This window comes from Ignatzschineria sp. PL_is040 (assembly GCF_055813795.1).
On sequence record NZ_JBVPGU010000006.1, the window covers coordinates 39,414 to 64,780 of the forward strand.

Here is a 25,367-nt window from a genome sequence, read left to right on the forward strand (position 1 = left end):
TCTAACCCACCACAGCGGCCGCTTCAACTAATAGATCACTTAAGAACCAATAAGCAAATCCGAAATAGATCACAACGCCTAAGAAATCCATAATAGAGGTGAGCATCGGGGAGCTGAGGGTTGCCGGGTCAACATTGAAGCGCTTTGCGATAAAGGGCAGCATAATGCCGAAAAGACCACCCATAAAGGTGACGGTAATCATCGAGAAGCCAACCACCATGAGAACATTGATGCTAATTTCACTCTTAAAGAAGAAGGCGAGCACCACTTCTACAAGCGCCACCATAACACCTAGCGCAAGAGCAACGGGGATCTCTTTTTTAATAATAAACCAGATATCTTTCCATTTAAGATGAATATCACCTAATGCCATCGAGCGAATCACCAATGTGGCCGATTGGCTCCCCGTATTTCCGCCCATATCGACGATCGGAGCGAGGAATGCGGCTAAAATAATCACCTCAGAGAGAATCTCTTCTTGCCGTGCGACAAAGGTACTAGTAAAGACGCCAAAGATGGTTAAGATCACTAACCAGAAGCCTCTTACACGGAACATACGCCAGAAACTGGAGTATTGGTAATCGAGCTCAGGCCCTGTCATTGCCACGTTACCCCCGAGCTTTGCAAAGGCGCCGGCTGCTGTTTCGCGTAATTTTTCCATCGCATCTTCGATCGTGACAATACCGATGAGATGCCCGTTATTATCGGTAACAGGAAGTGCCGGGAGATCATAACGCTCAATCAGTGCGATTGCCACTTGGCTATTTTCTGATGCCTTTGCCTGAATCACATCGGTATCCATAATATCGCGGATAAGGTCGCTATCTTTAGAGAGAAGGATATCTTGTAGTGATACAACACCGATCAGATGGCGATATTCATCGGTAATATAGATTTGTGAAAGAGCCTCTTTAGTCTTTGCATCTTGGCGGACTTTATGCCAAATATCAGAGACCGTGCCATCTGCTGTCACGCTAACATAATCTGCAGAAGCAATAGAACCGATACTCTCTTCAGGATAGGAGGAGAGCGTAATAATCGCTTCACGCTCCTCTTTTGAGAGTGTGGGCATTAAGATATCTCGCTGCTCTTTACTCAATGTGAGATAGAGTGTCACCTGCTCATCTGATAGGAGTCGGTTGAGGAGTGTTTGGAGAGTCTCAATATTAAGATGAGGGATAATTTTAACCTTCTCCTCCTCTTCAAAGTGAGGATAGAGCTCAGTTAACTTCTCTGCCGGTAATTTTTCAAGAAGCGGGATAATCGATTCAGTGGGGAAGAGTTCTAAGGCATCCGCCATATCGATAGGTTGGCTTGTGTCGACCAACTCTTCGAAGGCTTGATATCTATTATCTTCAATAATCGGTTGTAGAATTTGATACAGATTGTTGCTCTCATAAGTAACCATAAATAATCACTTTCCTTGAAATGGGTGTGAATAACATTGCTTAAAGCAGCGAAATCTCAAGTTTGATGGCTCTATTATCAAACCTTTTCCTATTTTATCATTGATTTGGCGCTTTTTAGGATTTTCTTAAATGTTGTTTTGGCCTGTAGATTAAGACAGTCGATACTGGCGATAGGGATTATTATTTGCCGGAGTGAAGTATGAGGACGTACGCGATAGTGAGGACCGGCAATGCATCAGCTTTTGGGGTTTCAGGAGATAAGTCAGTTTGTAGGGCGGCGGGAGGGAACGCTTGCACTCTTATTACGATGGCATGCCCGCGGGTCGGCATTTTCAATGCCCATTGTCGGCACGAAATCTGGGGAAGTACGTGATAGTAAGGACCGGCAATGCATCAGCTTTTGGGGTTTCAGGAGATAAGTCGTTTGTAGGGCGGCGGGAGGGAACGCTTGCACTCTTATTACAATGGCATGCCCGCGGGTCGGCATTTTCAATGCCCATTGTCGGCACGAAATCTGGGGAAGTACGTGATAGTGAGGACCGGCAATGCATCAGCTTTTGGGGTTTCAGGAGATAAGTCGTTTGTAGAGCGGCGGGAGGGAACACTTGCACTCTTATTACGATGGCATGCCCGCAGGTCGGCGTTTTTAATGCCCATTGCCGGCACGAAATCTGGGGAAGTACGTGATAGTGAGGACCGGCAATGCATCAGCCTGTGGGTATTTAAAACATCTCTATTATTAAGGGATAATATTAGCGCTGTAGATTAGCGATGTAGCGTTAATCATGGAACACAAAAATGGAGCACAAAAAAAGGAGGGAATTCCTCCTTTTGAGATAATCTCGAATTATGTCGATCTTCTGCTTGAGTGAATAAGTGATTAACCGATCAACACTTATGAACCCTTGTTGATGGATATTAACCAAAGACCTTAAAACGTGCAGCAGTATCGATATAGGCTTTAGGATCTGCCTCTGTTTCGATTGAACCAAATGGCATCTGCGCTTTTAATGCCCATTTTTCAGGAAGATTCCACTCTGCTTTAACGGCAGCTTCAATCAACTCATTGTAGTGTTGTAGAGAGGCGCCGATATTGACCTCTGCCAGTGCGAGCCAAACAGCATATGCGGTAATACCGTGTGCTTGCTCTGACCATTTCGGGAAGTTAGCGGCATAAGCAGAGAATTGCTCTTGCAGATCTTCCACAACTTGCTGATCTTCAAAGTAGAGAATTGTACCTGCTCCGGCCGCAAAGCTCTTAATCTTCGCCTCTGTAGCTGCGAAATTATCTGCAGGAACAATGGCTTTTAAGGCCTCTAAAGTGATATTCCATAATCTTTGATGCGCATCATGATGCAAGACAACAACGCGAGAACTTTGGGAATTGAAAGCAGAGGGCGTATCTTTCGTAACTTTTTCAATTAATTGATTGATCTCTTCTTTTGACTGAGGAAGTTTATTTCCAAGATGGTAAATTGTCCGGCGTTTTTCCACTAGTGAGGTAAAGTTTTGCATAGATTTAATTCCTTCTATCGATTTTTAATTTTGTTTCGTAATGACGCTAACCTATAAGACTTTGCGCCAAGAGCACAGAGTCGCCTCTCAGATTGAGACTACTCTCTTAAGATTCCCCTTCATCATAGGGATTAATCTCATCTTTGACTATAGATGAGAAGAAAATCTTTAATGCCTAAGCGGCACAAATAGCGCTAAAATAGTTTGATGAAGAGGGGATGCTCAGTGCTATTTTGAAGTACTTATAGCATCGTGAATGGGAGCAAGTTGCGAGGATAGGTGATGACTCTACTCCACAATATGGATTTTAATGATCTACAAATTTTTTGTAAGGCGGCAGAGAGCCGTAATTTTACCGATGCCTCTATTGCGATTGGTGTCACACCTTCTGCGGTGAGTAAGGCGGTCTCTCGCTTAGAGAAAAAGTTGAATATTAAACTTTTTCAACGCTCAACTCGATCAATGCGCTTAACTGAAGAGGGAAAGAGTTACTACCTTGTCTGCAAAGAGGCGATTGAAAATATTCGTGATATTGAAAGGCAGATCAGTAGTAGTGGTGATCTCCATGGTATTTTACGCATCAGTATGCCCGATAGTTACGGCATTAAGAAGTTTCTGCCGGCAATGACCCCTTTTTTAGAGGCGCATCATGAGAGTATCCAGCTTGAGGTTTCACTGAGTAACTCTTACGTTAACTTTACCAAAGATGAGTTTGATCTTGCTATTCGTATTGGTGAACTTAAAGGGGATCGTTTGGTGGCGAAAGAACTTCATCAAGCACAATTGAAGTTGGTGGCATCTCCCGCCTATTTAGAGCGCTATGGTGAACCTCAATCATTAGAAGAGCTCCATCAAGCGCAGACGATCGCACTGCGATTTCCCCATACCGGGCAACTACTACCCTGGGAATTTGGCACTGATTCTACACCTTTTCATTTTTCGCCGGCAATGGTGCATTCTAATTCTCTAGGGGCTTTTGAGACAGTATTAAATGGTTTTGGCATGATGCAATTTTTCGATTATGCCGTCGATAGCGAGATTGAAGCGGGGCGTATTATTGAGCTCTTTCCAGAGCATCGACCCAAACCGAAATCAGTGCATCTTGTCTATCCCGAGAGCCGTTATCTGCCGGCAACTGTTCGCTCTTTAATGCAATATCTGCAGATGAAATTCTCTCACTAAAACGCTATAGACAATTGAGGGGAGAAATTTTATAATTTCAGCTATTGATGACTACACTTGTGGTCATGATAAGTAGAATGAGAATTGCAAGAGAGGAGTGAAGAGATCGATGGAATCGATAGCGCGCCGTAAGATGATTGAGATCACCCCATCGGAGTGGGAAGTGATGCGAGTTTTATGGGCGAATGGTGCGGTGGGTAGCCGTGAAGTGATCGCTGTTTTAACGAAAAAGAGAGGGTGGAAACCCACCACGATCAAGACATTGTTGGCACGACTTGTGGCAAAAGAGGCGGTGATTACAGAGCAGATGGGCAACCGCTATCTCTATCAGCCCAATATTGAAGAGGAAGAGGCTTGGGACCATGCTGCGGCAATGCTCTTTAGCTTTGTCTGTGCGCGTGATCGAGCGGAGAAGATTGCTCGATTATTACAGGCACAAGCATTAGCAAAAGAGGATATTCCGTTGCTAAAAGAGGCGCTTACCATCGCCGAGAAGCAGGTGATCGATCAGATCCCTTGTGATTGTTTTGTTGGGCAGTGTAGTTGTCATAAAAAGGTAAAAAGAGTCTGTTCAAACAGCTATTCGAGCCAAAAAGAGGGAGCGCAGTGATGAGTGAAAAAGAGAATCTATTGAACAAAATGGTCACAAAAGAGGCCGCAAAAGAGGCGATAACAGAGGGTTCTAAGCGTGCTTTTCTGCATCTTGTGATTACGGGAATGACCTGTGCTAATTGTTCAGGACGTATCGAGCGTGTCTTAGGACGTAAGCAGGGGATCTATCGAGCAAATGTTAATCTGGCGAGTAAACGTGGGCTTTTTGAATATAATCCTGCTCAAATTACCTCTGAGGCGATTATTGCACAGATCGAGAAGACAGGGTTTGGTGCAATGCTCGATGATAAGGCGCATCAGGCAGAGTTGCAGGTAGCAGAAGCAAAGGCGGCTAATCGCATGCGTTGGGAGCTGGTGATCAGTGCCCTCTTCAGTGCGCCGATGTTGTTAGGCATGATGGCGATGATGTTAGGGAGTGAGGCGAGTTGGGTCCACTTTGTTCATCTGCCTTGGGTACAGCTCCTTTTAACGACGCCGATTCAATTCGGGATTGGTGCAAGGTTTTATCGGGCAGCATGGGCTTCTCTACGAGCAAAAGCGCCGAGTATGGATCTACTTGTGGCAATGGGAACAACCGCTGCCTATCTCTATAGTCTCTATAATGGTTTTTTAGGCGGTGATCCGACACATCTCTACTTTGAAAGTAGCGCCGTCATTATCACACTCATTCTCCTGGGGAAATATTTTGAGGAGCGTGCTAAAAATAGGACGGGCGCTGCGATTCGCTCCTTGATGTCTTTACAAGCAGAGACAGCATTGCGGATTGAACGGTCGCAAACGGGAGAGTCGGGGCAAATTGGACAAATGGGACAAATGGGACAGCACTATATCGAGGTGCCGATCGATGCTGTTGTTGAAGGGGATGATCTACTCGTTCATCCCGGGAAGAGTATTCCTGTTGATGGCGTTGTTTTATCCGGCTACTCGACAGTGGATGAGAGCATGTTAACGGGGGAGAGTCTTCCTGTGGATAAAGGGGAGAATGATCTGCTCTATAGCGGTACGCTCAATCAGAGTGGCGCCTTAGTGATGAGAGCTTTAAAGCGAGCAGAGGAGAGTACACTCTCTAAGATTATTACGCTTGTGAATGAGGCTCAGGGAAGTAAAGCGCCGATTCAGCAACTAGCGGATCGTGTTTCAGCGATCTTTGTGCCGGCAGTGATTCTTATCGCCTTTACAACGCTTTTAGTCACTCGTCTGGTTTTAGGCGAATGGAGTGATGCTATTATGCATAGTGTTGCGGTTTTAGTAATCGCTTGCCCTTGTGCTTTAGGATTAGCGACGCCGACAGCGATTATGGTAGGAACCGGTGTGGGTGCGCGGCAAGGGATTTTAATTAAAAATGGGGAAGCGCTCGAAAGAGTTGCTAAAAGTAGTACGATTGTGCTTGATAAGACTGGAACGATTACAGCGGGCGCACCAGAGGTAAAACATTTTGCAGTCAATTCTCAATTGATTGTGTCAGAAGTGCAAAGGAGTGAGATCCTTCGTTATTTAGTGGCGTTAGAGTCCCATTCCGAGCATCCTTTAGCAAAGGCGATTGTTGCTTATGGGGCAGGACAAGAGCAGGAGTTATCACTATCAAGCAGCTCGAAGAGCGCCCCCTTTCAGGTTGAGGATTTTCAAGCTTTAGTCGGAGCGGGGTTAATGGGGATTATTGCAGAAGAGCGCTATTTTGTCGGTTCTCCCCGTTTAATGGTAGAACGTCATATCGATTTAACGCCCTTTGCCTCACTGATTGACCGGCATGAATCGCGGGGAGAGACTGTTGTTTTAATGAGCCGGGAGCAGGATCTTATTGCACTTGTTGCTATTGCTGATCCCGTGAAAGAGAGCTCGGCGGGTGCTATTGCGGCCTTAAAGGCAAGGGGCATCAAAGTCTTGATGTTAACGGGCGACAATCAACGTACAGCAGAGAAGATTGGCGAAGAGGTAGGACTTTGCCCTGATGAGATCAGAGCGGAGCTCAAGCCGGAGGATAAGGCGAAGATTGTGGCAGATCTTCAGACGGCAGGAGAGTCTGTGGCTATGGTGGGTGATGGCATGAATGATGCGCCGGCCCTTGCGCTTGCTGATACCGGAATTGCGATGGGAACCGGAACGGATATTGCGATGGAGTCGAGCGATGTCACCATTATGAATGGCGATCTTGCCTCTTTACCAAAGGTGATTAAGCTTTCGGAGATGACGATGCGTAAGATTCGGCAAAATCTCTTCTGGGCCTTTATCTACAATGTGATCGGAATTCCTTTTGCCGCTCTGGGTTTTTTAAGCCCTATTTTAGCGGGAGGCGCGATGGCATTTAGTTCTGTGAGTGTTTTATTAAATTCACTCAGCCTCAATCGTCTGAACTTAGATCGTCTGGGGGCAGATAAAAAGTAAAATCCTGCAATTTATCAGTTGTTATTGTTGAAGAAGTTAAGCAATAAGAGGGTTAGTGGGACTGCGGGAGCCGAAGATTTCATTCTTTTCATTACTGCATGCCCGCAGATCGGTATTGTCAATGCCTATTGCCGGCACGTCATTTTTGGAAGTATGTGGTAGTGAGGTCCGGCAACTCAACAGCCTTTTTTGTTTTAGAATGACTCATCGTTAAGGTAACGATACTTGGATACTTGCTAGCATGTATCAAAATAAAATCCCGCAACTTAACAACTCCTCCCATTTAGTTCAATGGATAGGGAGGCTGCTATGTTGCGGGAAATTTGTGGTGCTTTAATGCCGCGCTATCTATGCAAATGAGAAGGCGAAGATTAAGAGAATCAATGCCGGGATTACAAATTTGATGTGATAGAAGAGAATCGGCGCAATTTTCTGATTAATCGTTCCTTCATTGGTCAGCTCTTTGAGTGCAACTTCACGCTTTAAGACAAAGCCGATAAAGAGCGCAGAGAGAAGGCTGGTGGTGATAAAGAGAATATTGGCACTAATATAGTCAAAGGCATCAAAGATATTCATACCGAAGATGCGAACATTACTCCAGCTACTCTCGGCTAAGATACTCGGAATATTTCCAAAGATAAAGATCACCGCAAGTGTAATAAAGGTCGCCATTGCACGCTTCATCTTAAATTTCTCGATCAGGGTTGTAATGGTCACTTCATAGATGGTCAATGAGGTGGTCAATGCTGCAAGGAGAAGAAGTAGGAAGAAGAGAGTTGCAAAGAAGGCACCAAAAGGAATTGTTGAGAAGACTGCCGGTAACGCTTGAAAGACTAGTGAAGGGCCGGAAGTAGGCTCAATACCTGCTGAAAAGAGCGCTGGGAAGATAATAAAACCGATCGCAAGAGGGATCAGCGTATTGATAATGCCGGCACTGATACTAATCCCGACAAGGTCCTCTTTCTTGTTGAGGTAGGAGGAGAGCGTGACCATCACGCCAAAGCCGATACTTAACGCAAAGAAGACCTGACCTAATGCCAGCAGAATCACTTGGGAGTTGATCTTGCTAAAGTCGGGAATGATATAGAATTTAACCCCTTCTAATGCACCAGGAAGAAAGAGGGCGCGAACCATCAGTGCTAATACTAAGATCAAGAAGATCGGCATTACCCAACGGATTACGCGCTCAATACCATCGATTACCCCTTTTACTAAGATATAGTAGTTGACTGCTACAAAGATAAAGGTGTAGAGCGTCATCTTCCAAGGACTATTGGTGGATGTTTCAAAGAAATTTTTTGCCTCTTCTGCACTTAATGGTGTTGAGAGATCGATCTCTCCGAGCGAAATACCGCCGATATAGCTCATCACCCAACCACCGAGGACCATGTAGTAGGCTAAGATCCCAAATGCGCCTAAAATCGCAATAATCCCTACGGCTTTCCACCATTTTGAGATCGGGCGATCTAATCCTTTACCACTAAAGGAGTCGACGACGTTGGTATGGAGTCTACGACCAATAAGATGTTCTGCAACTAGCATCGGAACACCTAGGATTAACATTGCAATAAAGAAGACAAAGAGATAAGCACCTCCCCCATTTTCACCAACAAGATAAGGGAAGCGCCATGTGGCACCAAAGCCGATCGTCGCACCTGCGACGGTAGAGATATAGATTAGTTTATTGCTCCAATTTTCGCGAGCCATAACTCCTCCTCAAAAGATTTATTAGTTTTTATGTAACAGGCATTATTATTAACATAGATTCTATCTTGATGTGAGATTGATTAATAACCAGTTGTTTTATAGATGATACATTTGGGGATAATTGGTTGACGGATTGCCGGCACGATATTGAATATCGGCAATAAAAAAGAGCAGATCAATGATTTGTGCTATTGATCTGCTCTATTGTGTAACTGAGATCTCTATAAATAGTTATAAGAGATCTCTATTGATAGATGATGTTGAGTATCCCTTGAGAAGAGATTATTTCTCATCAAGCAACATTGTCCCTTTTTCAGCAAGGTTGATATGCCATGAGAAAGCCTCATCGAGAAGGTGTGGTGTGTTGCCCCCACGTTTTGCTTTTGCATCTTCAAAGTATTTACGAGCTTGTGCTTTATATTTAGGATGCATACAGTTTTCGATAATTTTTTCTGCTGCATCGGTTGGGCAAAGACCACGAATATCTGCATATCCTTGCTCTGTTACAATCACATCTACTTCATGGTTTGTATGGTCAACGTGTGTGACAAATGGAACGATTGTTGAGATATTGCCATCTTTTGCTGTCGATTGTGTAACGAAGATCGTGATGCGCGCATTACGTGCAAAGTCTGCCGAACCGCCGATACCATTCATCACATGAGTACCGCTGACATGGGTAGAGTTAACGTTACCGTAGATATCAACCTCTAATGCTGTATTAAAGGCAATAACACCAAGACGACGAATCACTTCAGGATGGTTTGTGATCTCTTGCGGACGGAAGAGGATCTTATCTTTATATTTCTCAAGATCAGATGCTAAGTTATCCACACGTTTCTTCGAGAGTGAGAATGCGGTTGCAATTGCAAAATCAACAACGCCGGCATCGATAAGATCGAAGATTCCATCTTGTAATACTTCAGATGCAACAACTAAGTTTTTGAAGCGATCTGATTTGGCCATACCACTTAAAACCGCATTGGCAACGGAGCCAACACCTGATTGAAGGGGTGCTAAGTTAGGACCTAAACGACCCTCTTCAACCTCTTTGGCTAAGAAGTCTAATAAGTTATCTGCAATCGCTTGTGTCTCTTCATTAGGTTCAAAGAGGGGTGATGGGATATCAGGACGATCTGAGAGGATCACACCACGAACTTTTGCTGGATCAACTTTAATACCGATAGTGCCGATACGCTTACTAAGATCATCATAGACAGGAATCGCTTCACGATTGTCACCTTGATCTTTAGGAACATAGATATCATGAATCCCTTCATAACTATCTGGGGTACTGGTATTGAGTTCGATAATGACATGATCTGCTTTCTCTACAAAGATTGGAGAGTTACCCACTGATCCTGTTGGAATAATAAGGCCATCTTCTGTAATGGCCGCTGCTTCAATTACGGCATAATCAACTTTTCCAAGATTGCCTTGGCGAAGTGTCTCTGCTGTGTGGGAGAGATGTTGGTCAATATATTTCATCTCACCACTGTTGATCTTTTTGCGCATAACAGGGTTCGCTTGATAAGGAAGGCGAAGATTGATGATATCTGCTTCAGCCATCGCTTGGTCAGCATCTGGACCTAATGATGCACCAGTGAAAATATTGACTTTAAACTTCTCATTTTTGCCTCTCTCTGAGAGCGCTTTAGGGAAGACTTTGGGTTCACCAAATAGGGTAAAGCCACTCATCCCGATGGTCATACCATCTTCGATCCAAGATGCGGCTTCTTCTGCTGAGACGATCTTGTCGAGAAACGCCTCATGGCGAATTTTTTTGCTTAAATCTGTACTCATAGTTGTGATCCTCTTTGAATTATATTTATCTATATTTATCTTTTTTCTTAAAGTGCTTGTCATTACTAGAAGATCCCTCTATGTTGAAGGGTATTTATCCTCTTGGTAACGTTATTTTTGTTCCCACTAATATAGACAGATAACCGCCAATAGTTCAAGTGATAAAGTTGCCGTGTGTCAAAGGAATGGTTATCAAATATTAGGCTCTATCGTTGCTGATTCATTGAGATTTGATCGTTCTTTATATCGATAAAAAGAGGTTATAAAGGCGTGATTTTTGTTTTTATATCAGATTGATTTAGTTAATTATATACCTATAATTCCGCTCTCTTTTGTTAATATGTATCATTTCTATTTAGGTTTATAGTATACTCTTCTGTTTTATAAGATATCTATAGATAAATCGGTCGAAATAAGCGCATATATTTAAGCATATATATGACAATAAAATGTCGACATATATAGGATATTGAGTAAATATCGAATATTGAAGAATATCAATAGAGGGTGATAAAACAGCATCATTTATTGAGTATATATTGAGTATTTATGGAATGCTTATTGAATATTTTGGGCGTTATATTAAATTATAGGGCGCTGTTATTGAGCGATTAACATATTGAGTTATGGTCTATTTTTGGGAGCTTTTATTAAAAATGCTGTCGACAATGCACTATTAAATAGACAAGTTTTTCTATTGTCGATTAAAATCTATGAACGCATTATTGATAAGTCCCCTCTAATTGATAGTAAATAGCGGTTATCAGTATCCAATACTGAGTTATGAAACGTTGCTATTTTAATATTTTTCAATATTTTCAGCCGGAATTACTCAGCATCTATGTCAGATATTAGCGTATCAGATATTAGCGCAATAGATCAGAAAAATGGATCAGAAAAATGGATCAGATCGGAAAAGCAGGTTGGTAAAGAAGATCGACCTATTGATCTGTTCTTAACTCACTCTCTGATCGATTCAATCAATAGGTTTATATGAATGGGTTTATATAGATCGCTAGATCGCGAAAAGTAAGATAATAGATATTAGAAGAAGAGATAGAGCAGGATCGTAGTAAGAGAATCAATAAGAGAAAATTAGAGATCTGTGATAGAGATCTCAGCAGTAAATAGTAGTAAATAGCGGTAGTTAGCGTAGTTGAATAAGCGCTCCATTAGTAGAGTGATTTAGATAGCAATATTTAAAATAGCGAAGAGAGAGAAAGTAGACAAAGTATGGCCAAATTTTATGTAACCTGTGCTCAAGGGTTAGCCCCCTATGTGAAGGAGGAGTTAGTCGCATTGGGGATCGATGCAGTTGAAGCGGGAACCGGTGTTGAGTTTCAGGGTGAGATAAAAGATGCATATAATGCATGCTTATGGACACGCTGTGGATCACGTCTTCTTCTAGAGTTAAAATCGGGGCGATTTGAATCGCTCGACCAGCTTCATAAAGAGCTGACACTCTTTCCTTGGTCAACCCATATGCGTGAGACTGATACTTTTGCAACCAAAGTGACTGCACGTCGAGCCGGCAATATTCATACCCATTTTGCGGCACTTCGTGTTAAAGATGCTATTGTCGATTATTTTAATGATCTGATGGGGTGTCGTCCGAATGTTGACCTTGATAATCCCGATCTCCGTTTCTATCTCCATATTTTTGAAAATCGTTATACGCTCTATCTTGACTTTAGTGGTGAACCGCTTCATAAGCGTGGCTTTAGAAGTGAACAGGGCGCGGCCCCTATTAAAGAGAATTTAGCAGCCGCGCTTCTCTATCGTTCTAAATGGCCAGAAAAAGCAGCAGAGGATCAAGATTTTATCGATCCGCTTTGTGGTGCCGGAACAATTTTGATTGAAGCGGCCTTGATGGCGAGAGATATTGCACCAGGGCTCTATCGCACTCACTTTGGATTTATGGGCTGGCGCCTTTTTAAACCGGCGGAGTGGGAAGCGGTATTACAAAACGCAAAAGCGAGAGCCGTGGCGGGTAAGGCGCGTTATCAAGGGCGACTGATCGGTATTGAGCGGAGCTCTATGATGATCGGTATTACTAAAGCTAATGCAGATCGTGCAGGCGTATTGCCTAATATGACATTTAAACAGATGAGCTTTCAGGAGTATCAACGTGATGCAGATCTGAAAACGGGTTTAATTGTCACCAATCCGCCCTATGGCGAGCGTCTTGGAGAGAAGAGTCTCTTGATGGAGACTTACCGTGATTTAGGTGATTTTCTCCGACAATATTCAGGATTCAGTGCTGGAGTTATCACATCTGACCCTGAGCTTGGACGAGTGATGGGCATTAAAGCGGAGCGAATCAATAAATTTTGGAATGGTCCACTTAACTGTGTCTATCTCCAATTTCAGATTGATGAGCGCTACTTTGTTAATCGAGAGAAAGCAGATCATAATGAGCAGCGCCTTGAACGGGAAGCACTCTTTGAAGAGGGGGGAGAATCCTTCTTTAATCGCCTGATGAAGAATTATCGACATCTCTCTCGCTGGGCAGAGCGAGAGGGGATAGAAGCTTATCGACTCTATGATGCCGATATTCCAGAATTTAATGTTGCGGTCGATCTCTATAAAGATCAGGTTGTTATCTATGAATATGAAGCACCACCTACGATTAAGAGAGAGATTGCTGAATCACGATTTATGAAGGTGGTTCAAATTACGCCTTTAGTTCTTGATCATATTGCCGTGGATAAGATCCATATTAAGCGTCGTCAAGTTCAGAAAGGGCGACAGCAGTATGAGCGTTACGGGGAAGAGGGGCATCTTTTTGAGGTTAGAGAGAAGGAAGCGCGACTTCTAGTCAATTTGACTGACTATTTAGATACAGGATTATTCTTAGATCACCGAGAGGTGCGATTTAAGATTGGAAGAGAGGCGAAGCGGAAACGTTTCTTAAATCTCTTCTGCTATACCGGAAGTGCAACGGTTCATGCGGCAAATGGGGGAGCTTCGGAGACACTCTCTGTGGATCTCTCTCGAACCTATCTAAGTTGGGCAGATAAAAATCTCGCATTAAATGGACATTTTGCCGGACATGAATTGGTGCAAGCGGATGTGCTTGAATGGTTGAGATCGGAAGTGGAGACCTTGCGAAAAAAACCATTAATGGCACGAAATAAGGATAAGTTTGATCTTATCTTTATGGACCCGCCGACATTCTCTAATTCGAAGAGAATGGAGGGGGTATTAGATATTCAACGAGATCATACGCAATTGATTACTGATGCGATGAGGCTATTAGTAAGCGATGGTGAGTTGCTGTTTTCAACAAACTTGCGAGGGTTCCGTCTAGATCCTCAACTTAATGAATTGTTTGAAATCGTTGATATCTCAAGAGCAACATTGCCTTTAGATTTTAAGAAAAGGCCAAAGATACGACAATGTTTTATAATTAAACATAAATAGAGTTTAGTGATTATTTAATAATATAAATAAAGCGGCATATAAATGTAGTATATAATCTTAATCAGGTGGCTATTTTTTATATGTTAAAAATTGAAAGCATAACTTAAATAGTCATTATTATTGAATGGAGAAAAAGTGATGAAAGATATAGATTTAAATTTAAATGGATTAACAATTGATAAAATGGAGCACCTTATTACTGAGTTAAGTCAAGAGATTGAGACCCGTCGCGCAGCAGAAGCTGAGCAAGTTCGTAAAGAGATTGAGAAATTACTCGATCATTCAGGCCTCTCTTTTCATGATGTATTCAAAGATAAAGTAGGCCGTAAAGGTCGTAAAGTTCCGATGAAATATGGTAATCCAGATAATCCAGAACAGCTCTGGAGTGGTCGCGGTAAAATGCCTCTCTGGATGAAAGAGAAAGTTGAAGCGGGCGCGAAAAAAGAAGACTTTTTATTACCAGAGTTTCGTTAATCATTATGATTAATGGATGCGTTTAATGGATCAGTTTAATGGATCAGTTTAAAGCGCAGACTGAGTATTATGGTCTATATAGTCTTATAGTTTTATAGCGGTTTAGAAAAAATATTCAAAATGGGATCTCATGATTGTTGATATGTTGTTTGGGCATATCTGACAATGTTAGATCCCATTTTATTTGCGCAGAAGAAAAAGTTGCCCCATTCGATGTAACTTGCAATGCAGTAATTTTAAGATGATCTGCGCTATTTTCCGGAAGATAGAGGGCGATAGAGTGGGCTTGTTGATTAAAGGAGGTTGTGCCGGCATAGAGCTTTCCTCCTCTAAGATCACCGTAGAGCGCCTGCTGTAGGGGGTTGATCTCTAAGGATTTTAACCCCTGTAAGCCGCGACCATCTGCTTTGAGATAAGCTTCTTTTGTGGACCAGAGGAGAAAGAATCGTCTCTGCGCTTCACTATTGAGTGAGAGAGAAAGTGGGGCAGGATTACCCGTTGATGATTTGAGCGATTGCTCTCTATCCTCTAAAATCCATGCCCTTTCAAGCGGGGTAAAGGTTCTCTCAAGTAAGCCGGAGAAGCTTCTTCGTGGTTGAATTCTCTCTAGATCGATACCGATAGAGATCATTGGCGCTACCGAGCTCGATGATGTTGTTGCTGATAGGGGAAAAATAATAACGGCAACCGCATCTTCTGTATGTGTAAGATTAAAGAGGTAAGGCGCTGAGATAAAGCTCGGTTTTTGGTGCTGATTGTAACTCAATTCGGGAAGAGCGGTGATCCCGGGATCGTAGTATTGTTGCAGCACTGAAAGCAGTAGCGCCCGACTCATTAGATGGGTGTAGCGCCGTTTCTCCCCTAAATGTGGCAGGAGAAACTGCGGATATTGCTGCTTAGCCCATGTTATCGTGACAGTGTTGATCGCCATTAGGGCAATGATCGCGCCACTTTCTTTGTGATTGATTAGCAAGGTATTAATCTTCCACAAGTGTTTTCTGCCAAAAAATCTCTGCACTCCTCTCCTCTTTAGCGATCATTCTTGCGGTGACAAAGAAGTAGTCGGAGAGGCGATTGAGATATTTTAAGGAGTGAGGGTTAAGAGGATCGTGACTATTGAGCTCCCATAAAGCACGTTCAACTTTACGACTGATGGCACGAATATAGTGTGTTTTTGCAACGGTTGGGGTCCCGCCTGGAAGGATAAACTCCTTAAGAGGGGGCAACTGCTCATTGTAATCGGTCAGCCACTCTTCCAATTGTGTGACCGCTTTTTCTCTAATCAACTCTGTTCCCGGCATCGAGAGTTCACCGCCGAGATTAAAGAGCTGATGTTGCACGGTTGACCACTCTTTGATGATCTGTCTTAAAAGAGGGGTATCATCCTCTTTAATGACCTCATTGAGATCAGCGATACCAATGCCGATGAGTGAGTTGAGTTCATCGATTAAACCAATGGTTTCAATGCGAGGATGATACTTTTCAAGGCGGATATTGCCGGCAATACCTGTTGTTCCACTATCGCCTGTTTTGGTGACAATTTTCGATAAGCGATTACCCATAATTAATTCTCCTATTGATTTGTTCATCGTTCATGATGATAGTTTAATCCTTTTTTCATCTTAAACTCTACTGATATCCCCATCGATATTAATCGTTACTAAGGCAGATAGTTGAGGAAAATCCCGATAAAGAGTGTTAAGCCGACCCAGTTATTATGAATAAAAGCTTTAAAGCAGAGAAGACGATCATGATCTTTAATCAGTTTAATCTGATAATAGAACAGGCCGATGACAATGATAATCGATAGGAGAAAATAGGGCGTTAGATTCTCGATTGCGCTGATGGTAAAGAGTAGAAGTGTCATAGCTGTTTGTAGCGCAATAATGATGTAGTAATCTTTCTTCCCGAGCCAAGATTCAAAGAGAAGAGCAGAGGATTTAATATTGATCGACTTATCATCTTCCCGGTCGCTCATTGCATACTCTGTATCGTAGATTAAGGTCCAGAGGATATTGGTGAAGAAGAGAAGATAGGCCGTCAGGGGAAGTGATCCTTGAATCTCCATAAATGCCATCGGAATACCAAATGCAAAGGCGACACCAAGGTGCGCTTGCGGCAGAGAGTGAAAGCGCTTCATAAAGGGGTAAGAGAGCGCAATCAGCAGTGCTGGAACCGATAATAAAATGGTCTTAAAGGAGAGGAAAAGCGCCAATATTGCCGCGATCACAATAAGGAGAAGAAGGAGAGATACCGCCTCTTTGGTGGTGACTTTACCGGAAGTGAGTGGGCGATCCTTCGTGCGTTCGACAAATTTATCAATATCACGATCGGCAATATCATTGATAACACAACCGGCAGAGCGCATGATAAAGACTCCTAACATAAAGATAATAAGCACTTTTGCAGAGGGTAACCCTTCACTGGCAATCCAAATCCCCCATAAGGTGGGCCACATCAATAGGTAGCTACCGATCGGCTTTTCTACCCGCATTAACTGAAGATAGTAGGGAATGTTTTGGATCTTTAACATAGGGAAACTCTCTCTTATTGGGTTCATATGGGTGATATTGATGAATCTCCTTAGTATAGTGCTTTCAGCGGTGATTTTCAGCCTTACTTATCACGCGGATCAATCGGCTTGATCGTAGTTTTAAGGTGAATATGGTAGAGTATTTGCACTATTTCCCTTTTTGAGAGAGTCGATAAATGATTGATACTGCACATATTACGATCGCACCATCTTTAAGATCATTCACCTTTAGTGCGGCAACTTTAGCGCGCCTATCTGAGAGTTGCGCTTACCCCCTTTCGGGTGAAAAGGTGCTCTTTGGTATTCGTGCCGGAAAGTTAGTGGATGCGCAATATGGCAGGTGGCTGCCGGAAGTGACACTCATTGAAAATGAGTTAGATGGGGAGTCTCTTCGCTGTCTACTTGGGATTTGGAATAGAGTAACAGGAGAGATTGCTCTCTTTCCGGCATCAACGATTCCTCACCGGAGATGGCAAGAGAAGCAGATTGCATCCCCAGATAAACAGATCGCAAACTGTTTAGGAAGTGGTGCTTATCACTATATTGTCGGAGCGCATGAGCCGAGTCATCGTCCTTTTGAAGAGGGGGCTTTTCGTCTGAGCCGTTCTCAGCCTGTATTGGCATGGCGCTTCTATCAGCCTGATCATCAATATCGTCTTAGTCGCGGGGTGGCAACGTTATCGGTGGTGAATGATCATATTCATAGTGCACAGAGTGAGTTAAGACCCGATGGGATCTCATTCTCTTCAGCGGGATGTCAGGTGATCGAGGGAGATCATCGTCCGCCGGCAATGCCGACAGGTTGGTATCAACAATTTCGTATCTATGCCGGACAGTCAGCAATGCCGTCACCTTTAGAGATTGGATTATCTTTCCGCTATCTTTTGACACATGTTCGCCACTTAGAAGCGATTGCTCAAGGAGATTGTTCTCTTCGATTATTACAAGGTTCTGTCGGAATGCCGGTACGACAGCTACAAGAAGCATTGATGCAGTTAGATTTTTTAGAGGAAGCAGATATCGATAAGGGAATCTTTAACGGTGCGACTGCAAAAGCGCTCTACCATTATCAAAAAGAGAATGGATTGCGTGCAGATGGCATTGCGACAGAAGCAGATCTAAAAAAGCTGGGTATTAAGCCCTGTTTTTAAGAAGCAGGCTAGACTTAAATAGATTCATAAATAGATCCATAAATAGATCGTGTTATCGGGGAAATTTGGAATAAGTTTTAGATAAGTTTTAGATAAGTTACGCTGCGCTCTCTTCAATCGTTATCTATTGTATTGCGTTAGGAATAAGTTGAGGTCAAGAATGAAGGCATTCAGTTGGTTTTGGAAAATTCCTTTTGTGCAGATGTTGCAGGGATACAATCTGCAAAAATTACGGCAAGATTTGATGGGAGGTTTGACGGTAGGGATGATTGCGGTGCCACTTTCGATGGCTTTAGCAATCAATACAGGTGTTGCCCCACAATATGGACTCTATACCTCTATCGTTGCCGGTTTTTTTATTGCAATTTGTGGGGGTTCGCGTTTCAATATCTCCGGGCCTACAGCCGCTTTTATCGTTATCTTACAGCCGATTACGAGTCAATATGGATTAACGGGACTTATCCTCGCCACTAGTATGGCCGGCGTTATCTTAGTTTTGATGGGGCTATTTCGCGTGGGTAGGATGATTCACTATGTCCCTTATCCTGTAACGGCGGGATTTAGTACCGGTATAGCGATTGTCATTGCTATGACGCAGATTCCCGATCTTTTAGGAATCGATGATCCACTTCAAGCCGATGGCTTTATTGAGCGCATCATTGCCATCTTTCAGATGTTGCCACGGCTCTCTATTGTTGATCTTGGGTTAGCTATTTTTACCCTCGCGGGGCTCATTATTCTCCCCAAATTTTTTCATCGGATGCCGCCCCATCTCATTGTATTAGGGGTGAGTGCACTTGTGGGAGTTTTCCTTGCGCAGATGGGTTTTGAATTTCGGACTATCTACTCTGTCTTTAGTTATGAGCATCATGGAGAGACCTATCAAGGAATTCCGAGCTTTCTCCCAGAATTTAGCGCGCCTTGGATCAATCCTGAAGGGGAGAGTATCCTCTCTTTTAAATTGGTTCAAGAGCTGTTGCCGAGTGCTTTTGTGATTGCAGTATTAGGTGCGATCGAATCGCTTCTCTGCTCAGTTGTCGCCGATGGAATGAAGAATACACGTCATAATCCCAATGCCGAGCTGATTGGGCAGGGTGTGGGTAATATTATTGCTCCCTGCTTTGGTGGATTTGCGGCAACTGCGGCACTTGCACGAACAGCGGCTAATATTCGTGCGGGTGGGAATACACCTATTGCCGGGGTGATTCATGCGGTTTTTGTTCTCTTTACGCTCCTCTTTTTTGCAAAATTATTAGGGTATCTCCCGATGGCAAGTTTGGGGGCGATGTTATTGATGGTCGCTTGGAGTATGGCGGATGTCCGTTACTTTAAAGAGACGGTAAAGATGGCGCCGAGAGCAGATTTGGCTGTCCTCTTTAGCTGTTTAATTTTGACCGTTGTTTTCGATATGGTTGTTGCCGTGGCAGTAGGGATGGTGCTCTCAAGTTTCCTCTTTATGACAAGAATGTCCGCTTATACTGAGACAGAATTTTTCCTCGATGATGATTTTGTTGAAAATGGGCGTAAAGGTGCAGCAGAGACTCAAGAATTTGCCGGCGGAATTGAAGGGGAATTGGAAGAGGAGCTTGAGCAATCTGCCCCGCTTATTTTGCATTATGAGATCAGAGGCCCCTTCTTCTTTGGCCCGGCAAGAAAGACCATTGAGTCTCTCGATCGCTTACCCTATCTTGATCAGCAGATTGAGGTGATGATTATCTATCTCGAGCGGGTGCCGATGATCGATTTAACAGGTTTAATTGCCTTTAAGTCGATGTTAGATCGTCTGCAGAAAAAGGGGATTGAGGTGGTTCTTTCCGGTTTAAATAATGATACTAAAGCGGTCTTAGGGAAAGCCGGTCTTTCTCCGAAGAAGCGAGAAGGTCTTCACTGGGCGAAGGATCGGGAAGATGCAGAAACGATCGCTTTCTCGCTCTGTTCTATCTGTGAAAGCTCCCTCTCTGAAGATCTGTCAGAAGAGAAAACTCCACATTAATCATCATTATCTCTATCTCAATCTATAGAAGAACTTATAGAGAAATTGATAGAGGGATTGATAGGGATTGATAGAAGCGCCCCTATCGATTCCTATTTTATGATGATCAGTAAGGGAGTAAGAGAAGGGATTAGAAGCAGGGATTAAGAGAGATGGTTATGATGCTTCTTCTCTTCAGGATCGAGTTGATGAATCTCGTCGATAATTGAGCAGTTATCCGCAGTATGGTTCTGTGTACAGCGGGCTTGAATATCGGCGAGCATCGCTTTTAGGGTGGTTAATTCTTGAATTCGCTCATCGATATGGAAGAGATGATCTTGGATTATTTCATTGATGGGAAGGCAGCTTTCCTCCCCATTTTCTGTAGCATCAATGACTTGTCGAATCTCATCGAGACTCATATCAAAAGCGCGACAATTACGGATAAGAATCAGTCGCTGTAGGTGATGAGGGCGATAGATGCGGTAATTATTATGCGCTCGCTCCGGGGCATCGAGTAGCGCCTCTTTCTCATAGAAGCGGATTGTTTCAACCGGCACTCGGCTCAATGTCGCTAATTCACCAATTAAGTAGGCTTTTTCGTTCTCTATAATCTGCTTTTTCATTTTGATTGATCTTTCCTTTTATATTCCTTTTATATCCCTTTTGTAACTCTTTTCGCATCCAATGAGTGTTTCATTGCTTATCTATTCTACACAAATTTCCTTGACCCTGTAGCAACTATAGGGTGTCTAATAAGATCAATAGAGAAAAGATAGGAATGCAAAGATGTGCTATCGATACGGTTATTGTAGGGCGGTGTGAAAATGGGAGAGAAGATGAGAATTGATAGTTGTTGTGCCGGCGAAATCGGTAATAGAGATGAAAAAAGAAGCTTCGATTGTCATGACGCTCATCATGAAGATCGAATCCTCACCTCTGAGCATGATCACTGTGAGGGTAATCATCATGATCATCACGATCATAAGCATCATGAGGGGGAGGGCTGTTGTACCCTTCCGGCGGAAGAGTATGAGCCGACAGAGCATGATATTCCTGCTGGATATCGACAAGATGTTCTCTATATTAAAGAGATGGATTGCCCGATGGAATCGAAGCTCATAGAGCGGGCTTTAGCCCCTTTCCCTGAGATTGATTCGCTCAATTTTAACTATTTAAAACGGGAGCTCTATATTGTGCATAAAGGGGAGTTAGCCCCTTTTTTAGAGAAGATCAGAAAACTCAATATGACACCGCAGAAGATCACCGGTGGGATCACTGCAGAGAGTGGGCCTGAAGGGATCTATGCTAAGAGCGAACGCTGGCGTCTGATACTATCGGGTCTTGCAGCAGCAACGTCCGAACTCTTTGAGTTTGCTGATTGGAGCAGCTGGGGAAGTGCCTTTTTTGCCTTTTTAGCGATTGCATTAGTGGGGCTCTCAACATACCGTAAAGGTTGGGTTGCCATTAAGAATCGAACGCTCAATATTAATGCTTTGATGAGTGTTGCGGTGACCGGCGCGTTACTACTTGGGATCTTTCCTGAAGCGGCGATGGTGATCTTCCTCTTTACACTTTCGGAGAAGATCGAAGCACACTCTTTAACAAAAGCACAAAATGCGGTCGAGAAATTATTAAAACTTGCACCTGACAATGCCCAAGTGGTCACAGAGAGAGGCATTGTGGAGATGCCGGTAGAGAAGGTGAAAAAGGGTGATCTTTTGCGGATTATTCCCGGGGGAAGATTACCTTTAGATGGTGTTATTACCCGCGGAGAATCGAGTTTTGATGAATCGGCCATTACCGGGGAGAGTCTGCCTGTAGATAAGTCTGTGGATGAGACTGTGTATGCCGGGACGATTAATCAACAGGGGGAGATCGAATATCGGGCAACTTCAACAGCGAAAGATTCCACATTAGCCAAGATCGTTAAAACGATAGAGTCAGCACAGGTGAAGAAAGCGCCGGTGCAGCGATTTATCGATCGTTTTGCCGCTATCTATACGCCGGTTGTCTTTATCGTTGCGCTCTTAATCGCACTCTTATCACCGATTTTTGGAATCTCTTGGTTTGATTCGATCTATCGTGCATTGGTGGTTCTCATTATCGCTTGCCCTTGTGCATTAGTGATCTCTACACCTGTGGCGATTGTGAGTGCTTTAACACAATTGGCGCGCCATGGAATTTTGGTAAAAGGGGGAGAATATATTGAAAAAGGGGCACATTTAACCCATATCTCTTTTGATAAGACCGGTACATTGACACGAGGTGCACCCACCTTTAGTTCAGTTATTGCATTAACTGATGCCGGAGAGGTAGCTCCGCTTTTAGACAATGAGCTTGAGCGTTTAGCCGTAAGTCTAGCTGCAAGATCAGATCATCCTATTTCGCAGGCGATTGTGAGTCACTATCTACAACCGGCAATAGAGATCGATCACTTTATGGCGATTCCGGGAGAGGGTGTTAAAGGGGAGTGGCAGGGAGAAGCCCTGTTACTAGGTAATCGGAAGATGATGCTCAATCATCAGATTCCCCTTGAGATGATTGCTCCCCATCTTGAGGCCGCTGAGGCAAGAGGATCGAGCTTAACACTCTTTGCTTATCGCGGTCAGATTCGAGCGCTCTTTATTGTGGAAGATCCTCTTAAAGAGAATGCAGCAACAACGCTTTCAACATTAAAAAGGTTAGGCATTACGCCGATATTGCTCTCGGGGGATCACAAAGGTGCGGTTCATCATGTGGCAGAAACGGTAGGGATCGATCAAGCGTATGGCGCACTATTGCCGGAAGATAAGTTGACAATTTTGACGCGCTATCAAGAGGAGAATCACCATATTGCCATGATTGGTGATGGGATTAATGATGCCCCGGCGCTTGCACAAGCGGATGTCGGTTTTGCGATGGGGACGATGGGGAGTGATATCTCGATTGAGACTGCTCATGTTGCTTTGATGGATGATGATCTTGCAAAAATTCCCTATTTTCTCCGTGTATCTCGCCGTACTGTGACTTTGATTAAGCAAAATATCGCGGTGGCTTTAGGCATTAAAGCACTCTTCTTTATTGCGATCTTTATCGGTTATGAGAGCATGTGGGCTGCGGTTTTTGCAGATGTCGGCGCTTCTCTTTTAGTGATTATGAATAGTCTACGCATCTTAAAGGAGGATTTTGAAGATTAGTGATATCTTTGTCTCTTATTTTTCTCTCTCGATCTTTTTATCGAGTCAAAAAAAGAGCCCCTTAAAGATCTTTTTGTATGATTGTAAGATTATTTAAGGGGCTTGATGGTTTAGTAGGATATTTTTATATCTTTTTATATCATTAATACCATATCATACGATACCATCTCTTTCCATATTTTATATTTAGGTATATTGATGTGTCGTGGAGCTACTGATAGTCAATAATCACCTTCATTGCTTTTTCATCAGCAGCATTTTTGAAGACTTTATAGGCGTGTTCAAGATCATCGAACTTAAAGTGATGGGTAATCATCTTCTCAAGAGGAAGCTTTCCGGAGCAGCAGGTTTTTAGCAACATATCGGTGGTATTTGCATTGACAAGCCCTGTTGTGATTTTTAGATTTTTAATCCAGAGCTTTTCAAGCGCAAAGCTGACAGGTTGACCATGAACACCGACGTTTGCAATATTGCCTCCCTCTTTAACCACATGTTGACAGACATCCCAAGTAGCGGGGATTCCCACCGCTTCAATTGCACAATCGACGCCGCGTCCATTCGTGAGGGAGAGGATCTTTGCGATCGGATCTTCAGTCGCTGAGTTGACAACATCGGTCGCACCCATTTCGAGCGCCATCTCTAATCGATTCTGATCAGTATCGGCAACGATGATCTTACTTGGCGAGTAGAGTTGTGCGGTTAAGAGTGCTGCCATACCGATCGGGCCGGCACCAACAATAGCAACGGTATCACCCGGTTTGACATCCCCATACTGAACGCCAATTTCATGGGAGGTTGGAAGTGCATCAGAGAGAAGAACCGCAACATCTTCACTTAACTCTTTAGGAAGATGGTAGAGGGAGGTATCAGCAAAGGGAGTACGGACATATTCTGCTTGTGTCCCATCGATCATATATCCCATAATCCAACCACCTTCATTGAGGCAGTGAGCATTAAGTTGTTTTTGACAGTTTTCACAAGTACCACAGCGACTGACACAGGAGATAATCACTTTATCCCCTTTTTTAAAGTTCTTAACAGCGCTTCCGACCTCTTCAATAATACCAATCCCTTCATGACCGAGAATTCGACCATTAAACTCACCATCGCGCTCTTTAGCAGTTGCCTCGATTTCGGGATTTTTACCCTTCATAATACCAAGGTCAGTGCCGCAGATCGTTGTCTTTGTAAGTTTTACAATAGCATCTGTGGGGGCTAAAATTTTGGGAATAGGGCGCTCTTCAAAACGAAGATCATTTTCACCATAATAGACCATAGCTTTCATACTTTCTGACATAGCATTCTCCTTAGTATTGTGGAAAGTTGAGTAAAAAGTATACTGTTTCATAGTAGGATATCTTGCCTGAAAGTACAATCTAAATTCACTTTATCTTCAGTGTTAATTCCCTTTTTATCGAGGATTTGAGCTTTTTTTTAAGTAGGTCTTTGATAATGAAGTGATAATATTAAGAAGTGGATATTGATATATCTCTATGTCACTATATTTTTATATTTCCATATCCCTATACTGCAAATCATTATAATTTAATATTTTTGGGTTTTTATCTCTTTCTTCGATAGGTATAAAAAAAGAGCACTATCTGTAATGCTCTTCTTCGTTGCCACTTTTTTTGATAAGTGACGATTACGCTTTTTTCATAAATTCTGATTTTAACTGTAAGCTCGTTCCGTTGACTTTACAGTCGATATCGTGATCGCCATCGATAATACGGATATCTTTGATCATCGTTCCTTGCTTAACGACCATTGAAGAGCCACGAACTTTGAGATCTTTGATAACGGTCACCGAATCGCCATCTTGAAGTGGTGTTCCATGAGCATCGCGTGTTACCGGTTTTTGCTCCTCTTCAACCACCTCGGCATTTACTGGCCACTCGTGACCACAGTCGGGGCAGAAGTAGAACTCTGTATCGGTATAGGTATGTGTCATCTGACACTCTGGGCAAGGGGGTAAATTATGCATTGTATTCTCTCCCAAATAATATTTTATCGGTTGAATCGGTG

General features: G+C 43.2%; 21 protein-coding genes. 8 read left to right on the forward strand and 13 right to left on the reverse strand.

Going from position 1 to position 25,367, the window contains the following annotated elements:
• Position 1: 1 nt before the first annotated feature.
• From mgtE to AC0SAP_RS07855, 4 genes are all read right to left on the reverse strand, one after another.
• A complete protein-coding gene (mgtE, locus tag AC0SAP_RS07840) occupies positions 2-1,408 on the reverse strand; it encodes a magnesium transporter (protein ID WP_473383783.1) in 1,407 nt (468 codons plus the stop codon).
• A 263-nt stretch (positions 1,409-1,671) separates the two neighbouring features.
• Positions 1,672-1,896, reverse strand: a complete 225-nt coding sequence (locus AC0SAP_RS07845) for a hypothetical protein (protein ID WP_473383784.1) — start codon at positions 1,894-1,896, stop codon at positions 1,672-1,674.
• 2 nt (positions 1,897-1,898) lie between these two features.
• Positions 1,899-2,117, reverse strand: a complete 219-nt coding sequence (locus tag AC0SAP_RS07850; RefSeq protein WP_473383785.1) for a hypothetical protein — start codon at positions 2,115-2,117, stop codon at positions 1,899-1,901.
• A 210-nt stretch (positions 2,118-2,327) separates the two neighbouring features.
• Positions 2,328-2,924, reverse strand: coding sequence for a nitroreductase family protein (locus tag AC0SAP_RS07855; protein ID WP_109236763.1), 597 nt, complete (start codon positions 2,922-2,924; stop codon positions 2,328-2,330).
• Between the two features lie 282 nt (positions 2,925-3,206).
• On the opposite strand from AC0SAP_RS07855, the gene AC0SAP_RS07860 reads away from it, so the two are divergent.
• The 3 genes from AC0SAP_RS07860 (at position 3,207) to AC0SAP_RS07870 (ending at position 7,100) form a co-directional block, all read left to right on the forward strand.
• The gene (locus tag AC0SAP_RS07860; RefSeq protein ID WP_473383786.1) at positions 3,207-4,106 is read left to right on the forward strand and encodes a LysR family transcriptional regulator; all 900 of its coding nucleotides are present in this window, start codon (positions 3,207-3,209) and stop codon (positions 4,104-4,106) included.
• A 109-nt stretch (positions 4,107-4,215) separates the two neighbouring features.
• Positions 4,216-4,716 carry a CopY/TcrY family copper transport repressor gene (locus AC0SAP_RS07865; protein ID WP_473383787.1) on the forward strand — a complete coding sequence of 167 codons (501 nt, stop codon included), beginning with the start codon at positions 4,216-4,218 and terminating at the stop codon, positions 4,714-4,716.
• Between the two features lie 107 nt (positions 4,717-4,823).
• Positions 4,824-7,100: a heavy metal translocating P-type ATPase gene (locus AC0SAP_RS07870; RefSeq protein WP_473383823.1), complete on the forward strand. Its 2,277-nt coding sequence runs from the start codon at positions 4,824-4,826 to the stop codon at positions 7,098-7,100.
• Positions 7,101-7,136: 36 nt separating this feature from the next.
• Here AC0SAP_RS07870 and AC0SAP_RS07875 read toward each other — a convergent pair whose 3' ends face one another.
• The 3 genes from AC0SAP_RS07875 to AC0SAP_RS07885 all read right to left on the reverse strand — a co-directional run bounded on the left by AC0SAP_RS07875 (position 7,137) and on the right by AC0SAP_RS07885 (position 10,610).
• The gene (locus AC0SAP_RS07875) at positions 7,137-7,280 is read right to left on the reverse strand and encodes a hypothetical protein (RefSeq protein ID WP_473383788.1); all 144 of its coding nucleotides are present in this window, start codon (positions 7,278-7,280) and stop codon (positions 7,137-7,139) included.
• A gap of 168 nt (positions 7,281-7,448) precedes the next feature.
• Entirely contained in the window at positions 7,449-8,807 is a 1,359-nt protein-coding gene (locus AC0SAP_RS07880; protein ID WP_286483123.1) for a sodium-dependent transporter, read from the reverse strand.
• A gap of 282 nt (positions 8,808-9,089) precedes the next feature.
• A complete protein-coding gene (locus AC0SAP_RS07885; protein WP_094568328.1) occupies positions 9,090-10,610 on the reverse strand; it encodes a succinate CoA transferase in 1,521 nt (506 codons plus the stop codon).
• Between the two features lie 1,233 nt (positions 10,611-11,843).
• Here AC0SAP_RS07885 and rlmKL point away from each other — a divergent pair.
• The gene (rlmKL, locus tag AC0SAP_RS07890; RefSeq protein ID WP_473383789.1) at positions 11,844-14,033 is read left to right on the forward strand and encodes a bifunctional 23S rRNA (guanine(2069)-N(7))-methyltransferase RlmK/23S rRNA (guanine(2445)-N(2))-methyltransferase RlmL; all 2,190 of its coding nucleotides are present in this window, start codon (positions 11,844-11,846) and stop codon (positions 14,031-14,033) included.
• A 138-nt stretch (positions 14,034-14,171) separates the two neighbouring features.
• Complete coding sequence (locus AC0SAP_RS07895) at positions 14,172-14,507, forward strand: H-NS histone family protein (RefSeq protein ID WP_094568326.1); 336 nt, start codon at positions 14,172-14,174, stop codon at positions 14,505-14,507.
• A gap of 115 nt (positions 14,508-14,622) precedes the next feature.
• On the opposite strand, the gene AC0SAP_RS07900 is transcribed toward AC0SAP_RS07895, so the two are convergent.
• From AC0SAP_RS07900 to ubiA, 3 genes are all read right to left on the reverse strand, one after another.
• A complete protein-coding gene (locus AC0SAP_RS07900) occupies positions 14,623-15,480 on the reverse strand; it encodes a 4'-phosphopantetheinyl transferase family protein (protein WP_473383790.1) in 858 nt (285 codons plus the stop codon).
• A gap of 4 nt (positions 15,481-15,484) precedes the next feature.
• On the reverse strand, positions 15,485-16,069 hold the full coding sequence (locus AC0SAP_RS07905) for a cob(I)yrinic acid a,c-diamide adenosyltransferase (protein ID WP_473383791.1): 585 nt from the start codon (positions 16,067-16,069) through the stop codon (positions 15,485-15,487).
• A 98-nt stretch (positions 16,070-16,167) separates the two neighbouring features.
• Entirely contained in the window at positions 16,168-17,040 is an 873-nt protein-coding gene (gene ubiA / locus AC0SAP_RS07910; protein WP_473383792.1) for a 4-hydroxybenzoate octaprenyltransferase, read from the reverse strand.
• Positions 17,041-17,216: 176 nt separating this feature from the next.
• Here ubiA and AC0SAP_RS07915 point away from each other — a divergent pair, with 176 nt between their 5' ends.
• Both AC0SAP_RS07915 and dauA read left to right on the forward strand, forming a co-directional pair.
• Complete coding sequence (locus AC0SAP_RS07915; RefSeq protein WP_473383793.1) at positions 17,217-18,191, forward strand: peptidoglycan-binding domain-containing protein; 975 nt, start codon at positions 17,217-17,219, stop codon at positions 18,189-18,191.
• A gap of 160 nt (positions 18,192-18,351) precedes the next feature.
• A complete protein-coding gene (gene dauA, locus AC0SAP_RS07920) occupies positions 18,352-20,184 on the forward strand; it encodes a C4-dicarboxylic acid transporter DauA (RefSeq protein WP_473383794.1) in 1,833 nt (610 codons plus the stop codon).
• 143 nt (positions 20,185-20,327) lie between these two features.
• Here dauA and AC0SAP_RS07925 read toward each other — a convergent pair whose 3' ends face one another.
• Positions 20,328-20,789, reverse strand: coding sequence for a MerR family transcriptional regulator (locus tag AC0SAP_RS07925; protein ID WP_473383795.1), 462 nt, complete (start codon positions 20,787-20,789; stop codon positions 20,328-20,330).
• A 213-nt stretch (positions 20,790-21,002) separates the two neighbouring features.
• Here AC0SAP_RS07925 and AC0SAP_RS07930 point away from each other — a divergent pair, with 213 nt between their 5' ends.
• Entirely contained in the window at positions 21,003-23,342 is a 2,340-nt protein-coding gene (locus AC0SAP_RS07930) for a heavy metal translocating P-type ATPase (protein ID WP_473383796.1), read from the forward strand.
• Positions 23,343-23,553: 211 nt separating this feature from the next.
• On the opposite strand, the gene AC0SAP_RS07935 is transcribed toward AC0SAP_RS07930, so the two are convergent.
• Both AC0SAP_RS07935 and AC0SAP_RS07940 read right to left on the reverse strand, forming a co-directional pair.
• The gene (locus AC0SAP_RS07935) at positions 23,554-24,627 is read right to left on the reverse strand and encodes a zinc-dependent alcohol dehydrogenase family protein (RefSeq protein WP_353623225.1); all 1,074 of its coding nucleotides are present in this window, start codon (positions 24,625-24,627) and stop codon (positions 23,554-23,556) included.
• 360 nt (positions 24,628-24,987) lie between these two features.
• Positions 24,988-25,326, reverse strand: coding sequence for a zinc ribbon domain-containing protein YjdM (locus AC0SAP_RS07940; RefSeq protein ID WP_094568317.1), 339 nt, complete (start codon positions 25,324-25,326; stop codon positions 24,988-24,990).
• Positions 25,327-25,367: the final 41 nt, after the last annotated feature.